This is a genomic window from Streptomyces sp. NPDC052042, assembly GCF_044548345.1.
Taxonomy (GTDB): domain Bacteria; phylum Actinomycetota; class Actinomycetes; order Streptomycetales; family Streptomycetaceae; genus Streptomyces.
Genome location: NZ_JBIUBU010000012.1, coordinates 19,524 through 31,948 on the forward strand (window position 1 = coordinate 19,524; position 12,425 = coordinate 31,948).

Genomic DNA, 12,425 nt, shown 5'->3' on the forward strand with positions numbered 1-12,425 from the left:
GTGCGCTACCGCGGCTGGGCCATTCCGATCACGAAGGGCGCCGTCGGGGACGGGTTGCGGCCCTCGGGAAAGCGGAAGCGCCGTAGGTGCTTCACGGTGAATCCGGATCGGGCGATGACGGAGTCGGTGGGGCGGCTGACTCGGCAACCGCCGGAGATATGGGGCCACAGAAGGTCCACCGCGCGTTGGTAGCGGGCGAACCCGGCGGACCGGGCCCGTACGTGTTCGTAGAAGCAGAGCCGCCCGTCGGGCTTGAGCACCCGGCGGATCTCCGACAGGGCCGCGGGCAGATCCCGTACCGAGCACAGCACCAGGGAGCAGACCACGGTGTCGAACGCACGGTCCTCGGCGGGCAGTTGCTCGGCGATCCCGTCGATCACGGTCACCGGTGCGCTCGCTCGCCGCGTGGCTTCCTTCGCCAGGTCGCGCAGGGTTGCCTCCGGCTCGATCGCGGTCACCCCACTGACGGCACCGGGGTAGTGCGGAAAGTTGAGGCCGTGCCCGGCGCCGATCTCCAGCACCCGGCCCCTCGCCGGATCGAGGGCTTCGGCCCGGTGTTCCTGGGCCCCGTTCGCCTCGGCCCAGGCGGCCAGACGGGGATACATCCGGGCGAACCTCGGATGGTTGACCTCGTACTTCACTGCGTCTCCTCGCTGCTCACCGCGCACATGCTCGGGATTCCGCCCCTTCTGCCCCGGCACACCTGGCCAGACGTTTTTGGCCGGATCAGCGCACATACAGGTCCCGGCCCGCGAAGTGGATCCGGCCCAGCCCCACCGCGTAGAAGCGCAGCAGCATCGCGTGCCGCACCAGCGGCCGCCCGGTGGTGACGGTCAGGCGGGTACGGGCGGTGGACCCCGGGGGCACGCTGAGCGTCTCCTCGTCCAGGCGGAATCCGAAACCGTGCGGCTTGCCGTGGGTGATGCGCCCGCCGAGCAGGAACCGGAGCTCTTCCGTACCGCTGTTGGTGATCTCCACGCCGAGTACGGTGTCGCTCTGCTGCCGCAGCTGGTTCTCGCCGGTGACGGCGAGCGACACCGCGGTGTCCTCGGTGTCCTGTACGGCGCCGCAGACCGGGCAGCTCACCAGGTAGCGGCGCATCCGCGGCCGGAGGATGTTGCCGCTGACGTAGTGGTGCACGGCCTCACCGCAGTGCCGGCACGCCTCCTCCGTGCCCTCGGTGCGCTGCACCGTATAGGTGTGCCGGTATGCCTCGACGAAGTGGTACTCGCGGCTTTCCGTGGCGTGCAGGAGCTTGTCCAAGATGCCGCGGTCGAGCATCGCGCACTTCTCCTTGCTGCGCTCGATGGACCTGCTGTAGCGCTCCCACTCGGTCAGCTCGTAGCGGACCGCCTTCGCTCTGCGCGCCATCGTGGGCAGGTTGTTGACCATGTCGGTCAGCACGGCCCGGCCCTTGTCCAGTTTGATGTCGAGGAAGGCCAGGTTCTCGTACCGCTCGAAGGCCCGTACCAGTCGGTCGAGTTCCTCCGCGGGCGGCTGGGCGCGAATGTCGAGGGTGCGCGGTGACTCGTCCGCGAGGAGCGGCCGTTCCCGCACCCCCAGGACGCATACGTCGAGTTCGCCGTCGACCTCCGCGGCGGCGGCATAGAACGGGGTGCGCCCGCCGAAAGGCTCGGACGGCCTGACGTCCAGGACTCCGGCGCGGTGGGCCGCGAGGAGCGCCGGGTCCTTGAGCCGTACCCGGGCATACGCCGGCATGGCGTCGTCGAAGCGGACCTCGGTCCGGTCGCGGTGGTGGGTGACGGCCGGGGCCGCGCCCCTCACCGGCCGTTCGCGGCCCGGTTCCTCGGCATACACCGCCTCCGGGTCGCCGATGACGACCACGGCCGGGGCGTCCACGCCCCACCGGTCTAGGTTCTCGTTGACTGCGCGCACCGCGGCACCGACCGTGAAGCCGTCCTCGACCAGCGCGTGGAAGAGCAGGTTCTCCGCCGGTATGCCGTCCTTGAGCAGCGGGCTGGCGACGAAGCAGCCGGCCCAGCCGTCCAGGAAGCGCCGGGAGATGGTGAACCGGTTGTTCTCGCCCAGCAGTTGGGTGCCGAACTTCATCGTCAGGCAGGCGTTGGCGAACACGAGCTGGGCGGGGATGTACGCCGGGTCGTGGCGGCGGGCCTCGGGATACACGCAGCCGTCCCCCTGGAGGCATGCGGGCAGCGGCCCGAGCACCTGCCGGGCCGCCTCCCGCTCCTGGGGAAGGTCGGTCAGCCCGCACAGGATGTCGTCCGGGGTGACCCGCAGGTAGTCCTCGCTGGCGTGGGCGATGAAGCTCAGCACCCGCCGCAGGACCGTCTCATCGGTGAGGTGCCCGGCGTCCACGGCCTCCGCCGGGTACACCGTGAGCCGCCCCGAGGTCATCGGCTCCTTGCCCTTGAGCAGGCCGGCGAAGAACTCGTCCCGCTCGGCGGGGAGCTCCGGGTACAACAGCGTCTTGAACACCAGTTCGCTGAGCTTGGCCGGGGTCGGACCGCACAGCACCCCGGTGTTCACCGCCGGCGCTTTCAGCCGCAGCCGGTTCAGCAGGGCGAACCCCAGCGTCCGCTCCGGCCCGACGACGGTGAGGTAGCCGCCGGGCGGCAGCGCGAGCGCCGCGTCGACCACCTGCTCGGCGGTGTCGGCCTGGATCATCCGGGCGTTCTTGGCCAGCGCGAAGACCAGCGCGGGGGCCTGGAAGCCGGCGTCGTCGGTGAGGGCGACGACCGTATGGTCGTCGCGTCCGCCGCTGCCGACCGCGGCGGCCCGGGTGCGCGCCACCAGGGCAAGGAGTTCATCCGGCGGTCCGTCCGAGGCGCGCTGCCGCGGCACCTCGGTGACGGACAGCCCCAGGCGGGCCGCGATCCGGCGGGGCCACAGGTGCTGCCCCGCCGGATCGTAGACCGGCAGATGGCGTGCGCCGCGCCCGCGGTGGGTGAGCGCGTACTCCAGATATCCGCCAAGCGTTGTGGCGAGACCGATGGTCACGTTCCAAACCCTTCCGCGTGGTGGGCTCACCGGGCCGCGTCCCGTCGGTCGGTTTCGCCCCGGGTGTCGGGATCAGGCTCCGGGCCGTCCGGACCTGCGTGTCATGGCCCAGGTGTGCGGGCCGCCGCCGGGCAGCGGGTAGTCGGCGGTGACTTCGAAGCCGAGGTGCTCGTAGAAGCGCACATTGCGTTCGTCGGAGGTCTCCAGGAAGGCGGGCACCCCCGCCTCCTCGGCGGCCAGGAGGCCGGGACGGATCACCGCTGCCCCCAGACCCCGCCCCTGCTGCTCGGGGTCGACGCCCACGGAACCGAGGAACCACACCGGTTCGGTGGGCCGGTGGGGCTGCATGGCGGCCTCCGCCTCGGCCGATGCCTGCGCCCGGTCCCCGGCGATCTCGGCGAACCGCGGTCCGATCTCGGCGAACACCTCCCCCGCGTTGGCGGTCTGCGGAGTGGTCCAGACGGCCACCGCCGCACAGTCGTCGGTCACCCAGACCCGGCCGTGGTCCAGGCCGATCCGGGAGACGAACAACTCGTTGAACCGCTCCAGACGCGCGCCGTGGTCGTCGGCCGCGATCGTGTGGCGGGTGAAGGGGTAGTGGGCGAAGGCGCGGCCCAGCGTACGGATGGCCCTCGGCAGGTCCTCGCGGGTGGCGGGGCGGACGGCGGGCTGGTTCGTGTTCATGATCAATCCCGGTTCATCGTTCGTGGTGCGGATATACGTGTGGTGCGGATGATGTGTACGGGGCCGTGGCGGACCCGAACGGGTGCGGGTGGTCGTGCACGGGCGTGCAAGGCGGCCCGCGGAGGCGAGCCGGTTCCGCGGCGTCCGCGGTGCGAGCGCCTCCCGGTGGGGCCGGTACGGCGATCGCGATCACGGTAGCGCCGCAGTCCGAGCCGAGTGTCCTCCTCACGCCGACGTGACGGGAAATCGGCCCTGCACGTGGCTGAGCTGCTCGTTCTTGGCCGGTCGGGTGCGACGACGGCCGTGAGGGACTGATGTACCGTCCCTCACGGGAACCGTCGCACCCGGGCCCGCCCCCGCGCGGACGCCCCGAGCGCAAGGGGAGCGGCACTGGCGCCGGGAGCAGCACTACGGGACAGCCCTTAGACCTGTTGCACGGGTTCTCCGGCGAGCAGGCCGGCCGCTGACGGGTGCAGCCGTGCGTTGGCCGACAGGGCTCCTCTGCCGGTGAGGATGTCCTCGCCCCGCAGGTCGGTGCAGAGCCCGCCGGCCTCCTCGACCACGACCTGTACCGCCGCCACGTCCCAGGGGCTGACGATCGGCTCGGCGGCGATGTCCAACTGGCCCTCCGCCACCATGCAGTGCTGCAGGAAGTCCCCGAAGGCGCGGCTCTCCCAACAGGCGTCCGCCAGCCGCAGGTACGCCTGACGCGAGTGGAACCGGGTCCAGGTGCTCAGATCGGTGGTGGACAGATAGGCGTCCTCCAGCCGGGAGACCGCGGAGACCCCGATGGCCGCCGCGGGCTCGTTGTCCCGCCTCACCCAGGCTCCCTGGCCCTGCGCTGCCCACCACCGCCGCCGCAGCGCGGGTGCGCTGACGACGCCGACGGTCGGGCGGCCGTTCTCGACCAGAGCGATGAGTGTGGCCCACACCGGCACGCCGCGCAGGAAGTTCTTCGTCCCGTCGATGGGATCGACGACCCAGACGCGTGGTCCCTCGGGCGAACCGCCGTGCTCCTCACCGAAGCATCCGTCCTCGGGCCTCAGCTGTCTCAGCGCGGTGCGGATGGCCTCCTCGACGCTGAAATCCGCGTCGGTGACGGGGGTGCGGTCGGGCTTCCGGCTGACGCGCAGGTCGCCGGAGCGAAACCGCGCGCCGGTGATGGCGTCGGCACGGTCCGCCAGGTCGAGGGCGACATCGAGGTCACCCGGGCTCGGCATATCACTGGCCTTTCTGGTCGCTGGTGGGCTGCTCCGGCGGCCCCATGGCCGCCGGAGCACGCAGGACGTGCGGAGAGTGCGCTGGAGGAAGGGAGCCGGGGCCGCCGCCGGGCGTGGGCTACTTCGGTCCCAGTTCCAGCAGGTGGTACTCCATGATGCGGACCACCTCGATCCGGCGGACGCGGTGCACCAATGTCACCCGCATCCCCGCGTCCTCGGCGAACTTGTCGAGCATGTCCCGGTCGCCGAGATCGGCGGTACCGATGAACAGCCGCCCGCCTTCCGCCAAGTGGCGCGGGGCTCCGGCCAGATAGCGGGCCTGCCCCTGGTAGCCGGGGTCGAAGATGGCCTTGTGCAGCTGGTTCTTGATCCCGAAATCGTCCTCCACGTAGGTCCATGGCACGTTCCAGAAGATCGCGTCGAAGCGGTCGTCGGCCTCAAGGGCTCCGAACAGGTCGCTGTGCAGCGCGCGGACGCGGTCCGCCACCCCGTGGCGCGCGGCATTGGCCTCGGTGTTGGCGACCGCCTTGTCGTTGATGTCCAGAGCGGTCACCTGGGCGCACCCGGACAGTGCCGCGGTCACCGCGATCACCCCCGTTCCGCAGCCGACTTCCAGGAACGAACCTCCCTGCGGATACGGCAGGACCGAGGCCATGACCTCCGTCGCGGCGGTGATGGTGCCGGGGAACACTTCGCGGTGCAGATCCCACTCCCGGCCGAGCAGGGTGAACGAGTCGGGCAGGTCCTCGCCTTCCAGCGCCCGGTTGAGCACGGCCTCGGCGGCCTCGGGGGATTCCTTGACGGTCACGGTGTCTCCCACTTCTCGTGTCGGGTGTTCCTCGCGTCGGTGTGTCGGTGATGCTGTTCAGCCGTCGGCCGCGGCGTGCTCCGCGAGGGCCGTCCGGTGCCGGCCGACCTTCTCGAAGGCTCCGATGTACTGGTCGATCAGAGCCTTGCCGGTGGGCCATTCGGTGAAGGTGGGCAGCGACAGGGCCCGCTGCTCCACGAGTTCGGCGGCGGAACCGGGCACCGGCTCGTTCGCGACCTTGGAAGTGCCGGGGAACAACGGGCTCTGGGCCCCCGTGTACAGCGGCAGGGTGGACAGCCGGGGACCGGACGGCGCACCGACCTCCATCCCCTCGGCCCTCAGCGCGTCGATGAGCACCGTGCGGGAGACACCGGGCATCGCCTCCGGCCGGAACAGCGGTTTGTAGCCGTACCAGGCGCCCATGTCCACCTCCTCGGCGACGGGCACGGGCTCGATGTAGTCCACCTCGGCCAGCCGCTCGCCGAAGTAGCCCAGCGCGTTGTGCCGGGCCTGCTTGCGTTCGGGGAAGGCCGCCAGGGAGTGCAGCGCGACGATGGCGTTGAACGGCGACATCCGCAGCTTGAGACCGAACCCGGTCACCCAGTACTGGCGCAGCTCCGCGTCCAGGACCTCGTCCCGGGAACGGTCGCGGTAATGCCCCAACAGTGTCGCGCGGTCGTGCACCGTGTCGTCGTTGGTGACCAGGATGCCGCCCTCACCGGCGAAGACGGCCTTGTTCGCCTGGAGGGAGAAGACCGCCGCGTCGCCGAACGTGCCGCACAGCCGCCCCTTGTACCGGCTGCCGTGGGCGTGCGAGCAGTCCTCCAGCACGCGCAGCCCGTGCTTGTCCGCGATGCGCAGGATGGCATCCATGTCGCAGGGGTGGCCCCACTGGTGGACGACGGTGATCACCTTGGTCCGCTCGGTGATCGCCTGCTCCAGGCTTTCCGGGTCGAGCCCGCGGGTGCGTACGTCGATGTCGGCCAGGACCACTTCACCACGCAGCAGGTGCACCGGGCTGAGTGCCGCGTGGTACGTCAGCGCCGGCCCGACCACCTCGACCCCTTCCCGTACCCCCAGGGCGAAGTAGGCCGCCAGCAGCGCGCTGGTACCGGAATTGAAGGTGACCGCCCAACGGATCCGATGGTCGAGGAACGCGCGGAAGGCGTCCTCCAGTGCGCGGACGGGGCCGCTGCTGCCCTTGATGGAGATGTCGTCGTCGCGCTGTGCGGCGAGCTCGGCCAGTTCACTCCGTTCGGCGCGGGGCGGCCAGACCTCGTGCGGCAGCGGCCAGGAGATGGCCGGGCTGCCGCCCAGCAGAGCAAGGCGTTCACCGGTGGATGTCACGGGTACCTCTTGTCTCGTGGCGGGGTTTACCGTGGGCGAAAGGGGGACGGAACGAGCCGTGCGGGAGCGGGGACGCGGCAAGCGGCCGGGTCAGACGCCCACGGCGCGGCCGGAGGCCGGCCGAACGGCTCGCGCACTCACCTCGGGGACGGCGTCGGGCCGGGTATCGGTCCCGAGGCCGCTCCCGGTTCCGTCGCCGGCCGGCTGCTCGTTGTAGATCCTGTCGAGCAGCTGAACCGCGGCTCGTTGCCGCTGTATGTGGGATGCCCGGTAGTCACGGTTGTCCAGGTTCCGGAAGTAGTGGGTGAACATGGCGTTCACCGTGGTGTTCTTGGGCTGTTCCGAGACCAGGCGGTAGGCGACCTCGCCGTCCGGGGAGTGCAGCGCGGCCTGTCTGGGCGTGACGTTCAGCGCTCCCTCGGTGCCCAGGATCGTCAGCTTCTCGACCCGCTCCAGATTGTGCCGGGAGATCCGCAGCGAACCGGCGAAGTCCCCCTCCGGATAGACGAAATGCACGCTGGCCAGGTCCTCCAGACGGCGCTCGCGCATCTCCTCGTAGCGGTGCAGGAAGGCCGAGCGCACCTCCGCGGGAGCGGGGAACAGCCCGCTCAGCACATCGAGCAGGTGGTAGCCCATGTCGAGCAGCACACCCCCCATGGCCGCATCGGCCGTCGCCCGCCAGCCACTGGTCGGTGAGGACAGGTTGAGGTGGTAGTCGTAGGAGAACCAGTACGGCTTGCCGATCTCGGACAGATGCTCCCGGGCGAACCCGAACACCGGATTGAAACCGCGCTGTACCAGCGTGTAGACGCTGCGGTCGGCGTCCGCGACCCGTTTGGCCAGTTCCCGCGCCTGCGCCTCCGTGACCGCGAACGGCTTCTCCTTGAGGACGTGCTTGCCGGCGCGCAGCAACGCGCAGCAGATGGTGAAGTGTTCGCTGTGCGGCACGGTGACCACGGCCACCTCGAAGTCGGTTGCGCACAGCGCCTGATCGAGACTTTCATAGCGGGCGAAACCCCACTGCTGCGCGATCCGCCCGGCGGAGTCGGACGGGTCGACGCCGCCGACGATGTCGCTGTGCCGCTGAATGATGGGGAGGTATTCCTGACCCTGGTGCCCGGCGAAACCGATTACGAGTGCACGACATCGGGGGCGGGCGTTCGGTAACACCACGTGCTTTCCCTCTCTGGACCAGGTGAGGCTGCCGGTCCCCCGGTGCGCGCGCTGCGCCGCTGCGGACGAGGCGCTGCTCAGGGACGGGGCCGTCACATGCTGTCGCTGATGTCCTTCCGGTGGTGCGCCGGTGTCCGGGCGAGCCAGTCGTGTGCGGCGCGGACCGCGTCCCTGATGAAGGCGCTGCCGCTGCGCCGGACGCTGTCGTCCAGCGGCGGGAGGTCGGCCGGGCCGAACCAGGCGTACCGGGGGTGCTTGTGCCATTCCAGCCGCGGGGCCGTCAGGTCGCCGGCGACCTCGACCACGTAGTCGACCTCGGTGCGGACGACTCCGCCTGCCTCCCAGGTCCCTTCCGCGACCTGGCGCAGCACCCGGTCCAGCCGCCACCCGGTCTCCTCCGCAATCTCGCGCCGGAGCGCCGCCAACGGGCTCTCGTGCGCTTCGACATGGCCGCCGACCACGTCCCAGCAACCGGGGAAGAGCTCGCGGTCGGCGGCGCGCTGTTGCAGGAAGACCCGGTCCTGGGAGTCCACGATCAGGGCGCCAACCACCAGCTCGCTCATCAGGAGTCGTCCGGGCGGGCGTCGGCGAAGTGGTCGAGCGTGCTCAGGAACGCCTCGCCGTGCCGACCGGCGATCTCGGCGTTGAAGTTGGCTGCGGTGTCGCACAGCTTGTGGTAGCAGGGATCGAACGGTGTCCCGGCCGTTCCGCCCCAAAGCTGCGCTTGCTCGGGGGACTTGAGCTCGAAGGAGCCGCCGTTGAGTCCGCCGGCGGGAATGCCGGCCTTCATGAACGGGGCGTAGTCGGAGCGCCCATCCAGCTTCCAGGTCTGCGCGGTCTGGCCGGCCGCGGCGAAGGCCCGGGCGAACCGGTCGGCGATGACGGCCGAGCCCTCGGGCGGGACGAGGCCGCTGTCGGGGTCCGCGTCGACACCGTCCATGACGAACAGCCCGGCGTTGGCCCCGCCGATCATCTCCAGGTTGAGGTAGACGTCGATGCGCTCGCGCTGCGCGGCGGAGAGGGAGTCGACGTAGTGCTGCGAGCCGAGCATGTCGAACTCCTCGGCGCCCCAGAAGGCGTAGACCAGCTGGTTGCGCGGGCGCTCGGCGCGCTCGGCCCGCTGCAGCGCGGTCTCCAGGAGCAGGGCCACGGCGCCCCCGTTGTCATTGATGCCCGCCGTCCCGGGCACCGAGTCCACGTGCGCACCGGAGATCACTTGGTGCTCCGGGTCCCCGGCGGACATGCGCGCGATGAGGTTCTCGGTGGTGCGCGGTTCGGTCAGCGACCGGGCGACCAGGGTGCCGGGGGCATCGTCCTGCCCGGCCCGGACCAGTGCCTCCCCGGTCTGTGACGACACCCCCGCGACGGGAATGCGCGCCGCTTCCGGATCCTTGAGCCAGCCGTACACCGGACCGGGGACGTCGTTGATGACGATCACCGCGGCGGCCCCTGCCCCGGCCGCCGCGCGCTCCTTCGCGTCCGTTCCGCAACCGCCGTTGCGCACCAGGGCGATCCGTCCGGAGACGTCGGCCCCTTCGTAGGCGCTGTCCGCGCACCCCTGCTGTTGTTCTTCCGTCCCCGGCACTGCCGCGAACCGCGCGGTGAGGCCCCGCTCGGACGTCGAGGGGGAGTATGTGGCGAGCACCACCGGCGCCTCCTCGCCCCCGGGCAGCGTCAGCCGCTCCTCCAGGACCCGGGTGTAGAGGAAGCTGAAGGGCCGGCGTTCGATCTGATATCCCGCCTGTTTCAGATGGCCCTCGACATAGTCGAGCGAGGCGGCGTAACCAGGGGTCCCGGAGGCGCGGTTGCCTCCGTTGGCATCGGCGATGCGTTGAAGCGCGTCGACGTGTGCTGCCACGGCGGCGTGGGAGAGCCGGGTGCTCGCACCCGCCGGGGTGGCGACTGCCGACGCGGCAGCCGGCGCGAAAACCACCGAGGCCATCACTGCCACCGGTAGGGTCGCAGCCATCATCGAACGTAAACTCACCTGATTTCCCCCTACTATTCACCGAGCCGACAGCGCACCAGGGTTTCCCCTCCGCTCACAAAACAAAGCGGATCCGCACACTCCGTGCGCGCCGAACACACGTGCGCAAAACAGGTCGACCTATTTTTCCCCGGCTATGTCCCAGGGCACAGGTTTTCGCCAGCAGATGGCCGGAACCAACGTCAAATGTGAATGAAAAATAAGGAATGACATCACGAGCAACGGGCTCGCTTGCGCATGCTCCATGCAATAACAGCGCGTTGTCCTTTGCAACCCCTTGACGTACGGAAACGACATAAGGCGTCTTGTTCAAGCCGCCCGCCAGACAGCCGACGAGCACCCCCGTACAGCCATGGCCAGGCCGTTCACTCGAATCTCCCGCACCGCACACCGAAAAGCTCACGACTGAAACATGCCTGCACGCATTACCATGACGCCGCTCTCGCTCGGCACGGCCATGAATCGAGGGAAGCCCGCAAGCCCCCCTCTTCTCCACCTCCCGCACTCCCCCTTGCCGCTCCGTCCACACATATCCCCCAAGGTTCATGTTTTCGCGAACCACTTCCTTCCAGTGCTACTCGCACTACACAATGACCGCACTTTTCCCTTTGACCGAGTATGCCTGGCAAAAACCCACTGCCTCGCATCTTTGCGGCACATTCGACACCGTTCGCCGACCCACCACGGATGAGCGGGACAGCGCTGGGCACGCGTCATGTCCACGGTTTTCCGGACGAGCGCTCACCACCCCGACGACGGCAGCGCCCCACGAGTGGGCACGGGGCCGGACCGTGCAGCGCGACACGGTTCAGCGCGGGACGCGGCTCCGTCCGGCGCAGTCGACCAGTACGGGCAGGGCCCTCTCCAAGGCCCCGTCGCCGTCCGTGAACGGGAGGCGCAGATGGTGGCGGAAACCGTCCACGGCGGAGAAGGCGGGCCCCGGCACGATCAACACCCCCGCTCGGCGGGCCAGTTGCGCGGTGGCTTCGGCGTCGGTGCCGGGCATCTCCACCCAGAGGGCGGAGCCCCCGGCGGGCCGCTCCCATCGCCACCCGGTCCGCTGTGCGCGCAGAAGCTTCTCGGTCTGCGCGAGGCGTTCCCTCAGCCGGGAGCGGCGTCGGGCGCGGGCCTCGGGCAGCTGTCGCAGCAGCCGCACGGCCAGCATCTGCTCGACCACCGGGCAGGACAGGTCGACGGACCTCTTGATGTCGGCCAGTCGGTGGATGACGGTGGTGGAGGCGCGGATCCAGCCCAGCCGCAGACCGCCCCAGAAGAGCTTGGACAGGGTGCCGATGGTGGCGGCGCCGGCGGTCGGCAGCCGGGCGGCCAGGGAGACGGGTGCCCCGTCGTGGTCCAGGGCCAGTTCGGCGTACGCGTTGTCCTCCACGACGTACAGGCCCTGCTCGGCGAGTACGGCCGCCCAGGCGCGGCGGGTGTGCTCGCCCATGCGGCGTCCGGTGGGGTTGTGGACGGACGGTTGCAGATAGACGAGGCGCGGACGGATGTGCCCGGCCAGCCGCGCCAGAGCGGCGGCGTCCTCGCCGTGGGAGGCGTCCGCCGGCAGCGGGACCAGGCGGGCGCCGCGGGCCCGCAGCGCTTCGAGGGCGCCGCGGTAGGTGGGGTCCTCGACGATCACCGTGTCCCCGGGTTCGACCAGGCCCTGGGTGATCAGCCAGACGGCCTGCTGGGACCCGGCGGTGACCAGGACCTGCTCCGGCGAGGTCGGCAGACCGGCCGCGCAGTGGTAGCGGGCGATCGCCTCGCGCAGCTCGGGCAGACCGTACGGGAGGTAGCCGTCGTCGGCCAGCACGGCGGTGAGGTCGCGGGCGGTCAGGGAACCGACCGCCGCCGCGACCGCCGAAAGCCCGTCCAGCGCGCCGCTGGAAAGGTCGATCCCGCCGTCCCTCGTACCGAAGCTGGCCAGCCGTCCCTCGGTCGCCGGCTCACCCACGCCCCCGGACCCGCGCAGCCGGGAACCGCTGCCCTGCCGGCTCTCCAGCCATCCGCCGGCCTCCAGCAGCCCGTACGCGGCCGTCACCGTGGAACGGCCGACCCCGAGCGCCGCCGCGAGGGCCCGCTGCGAGGGCAGCACGGTGCCGGGAGCGACGTCTCCTCGCTGCGCCAGTTCCCGCAGCGCCTCGGAGAGAAGCTGCGGCAGCGCGCCCTCGCCGCCCTTGGACCACCCGGTCAGCAGGCGCGACAGCCGGGTGGGAGGAATGCGGTCCAT

General features: G+C 70.5%; 10 protein-coding genes. All 10 read right to left on the minus strand.

Annotated elements, in window-relative coordinates; translation table 11 throughout:
• Window positions 1-5: 5 nt before the first annotated feature.
• The gene (locus tag ACIHCL_RS20510; RefSeq protein WP_399863742.1) at window positions 6-641 is read right to left on the minus strand and encodes a class I SAM-dependent methyltransferase; all 636 of its coding nucleotides are present in this window, start codon (window positions 639-641) and stop codon (window positions 6-8) included.
• A gap of 85 nt (window positions 642-726) precedes the next feature.
• Window positions 727-2,979: a hypothetical protein gene (locus ACIHCL_RS20515; protein WP_399863744.1), complete on the minus strand. Its 2,253-nt coding sequence runs from the start codon at window positions 2,977-2,979 to the stop codon at window positions 727-729.
• A 72-nt stretch (window positions 2,980-3,051) separates the two neighbouring features.
• Window positions 3,052-3,663 (minus strand): GNAT family N-acetyltransferase, encoded by a 612-nt coding sequence (locus ACIHCL_RS20520; RefSeq protein ID WP_399863746.1) that lies wholly within the window; start codon window positions 3,661-3,663, stop codon window positions 3,052-3,054.
• A gap of 422 nt (window positions 3,664-4,085) precedes the next feature.
• Window positions 4,086-4,883: a histidinol-phosphatase gene (gene hisN / locus ACIHCL_RS20525; RefSeq protein WP_399863747.1), complete on the minus strand. Its 798-nt coding sequence runs from the start codon at window positions 4,881-4,883 to the stop codon at window positions 4,086-4,088.
• 118 nt (window positions 4,884-5,001) lie between these two features.
• Entirely contained in the window at window positions 5,002-5,691 is a 690-nt protein-coding gene (locus ACIHCL_RS20530; protein ID WP_399863748.1) for a methyltransferase, read from the minus strand.
• 57 nt (window positions 5,692-5,748) lie between these two features.
• Window positions 5,749-7,038, minus strand: coding sequence for a DegT/DnrJ/EryC1/StrS family aminotransferase (locus ACIHCL_RS20535; RefSeq protein WP_399863749.1), 1,290 nt, complete (start codon window positions 7,036-7,038; stop codon window positions 5,749-5,751).
• A 90-nt stretch (window positions 7,039-7,128) separates the two neighbouring features.
• A complete protein-coding gene (locus ACIHCL_RS20540; protein ID WP_399863750.1) occupies window positions 7,129-8,211 on the minus strand; it encodes a Gfo/Idh/MocA family protein in 1,083 nt (360 codons plus the stop codon).
• Between the two features lie 92 nt (window positions 8,212-8,303).
• Entirely contained in the window at window positions 8,304-8,774 is a 471-nt protein-coding gene (locus ACIHCL_RS20545) for an NUDIX domain-containing protein (protein ID WP_399863751.1), read from the minus strand.
• The gene (locus ACIHCL_RS20550; RefSeq protein WP_399863753.1) at window positions 8,774-10,183 is read right to left on the minus strand and encodes a M28 family peptidase; all 1,410 of its coding nucleotides are present in this window, start codon (window positions 10,181-10,183) and stop codon (window positions 8,774-8,776) included. Before ACIHCL_RS20550 ends, ACIHCL_RS20545 begins: the two co-directional genes overlap by 1 nt.
• Window positions 10,184-11,006: 823 nt before the next feature.
• On the minus strand, window positions 11,007-12,425 hold the full coding sequence (locus ACIHCL_RS20555; protein WP_399863755.1) for a PLP-dependent aminotransferase family protein: 1,419 nt from the start codon (window positions 12,423-12,425) through the stop codon (window positions 11,007-11,009).

What these genes read in the sequence shown, in the direction of transcription:
- ACIHCL_RS20520 (WP_399863746.1), bottom strand. Translation starts at nt 3,663, where the DNA reads ATGAACACGAACCAGCCCGCCGTCCGCCCCGCCACCCGCGAGGACCTG.
- ACIHCL_RS20550 (WP_399863753.1), bottom strand. Translation starts at nt 10,183, where the DNA reads ATGATGGCTGCGACCCTACCGGTGGCAGTGATGGCCTCGGTGGTTTTC.
- ACIHCL_RS20555 (WP_399863755.1), bottom strand. Translation starts at nt 12,425, where the DNA reads ATGGACCGCATTCCTCCCACCCGGCTGTCGCGCCTGCTGACCGGGTGG.
- ACIHCL_RS20545 (WP_399863751.1), bottom strand. Translation starts at nt 8,774, where the DNA reads ATGAGCGAGCTGGTGGTTGGCGCCCTGATCGTGGACTCCCAGGACCGG.
- hisN (WP_399863747.1), bottom strand. Translation starts at nt 4,883, where the DNA reads ATGCCGAGCCCGGGTGACCTCGATGTCGCCCTCGACCTGGCGGACCGT.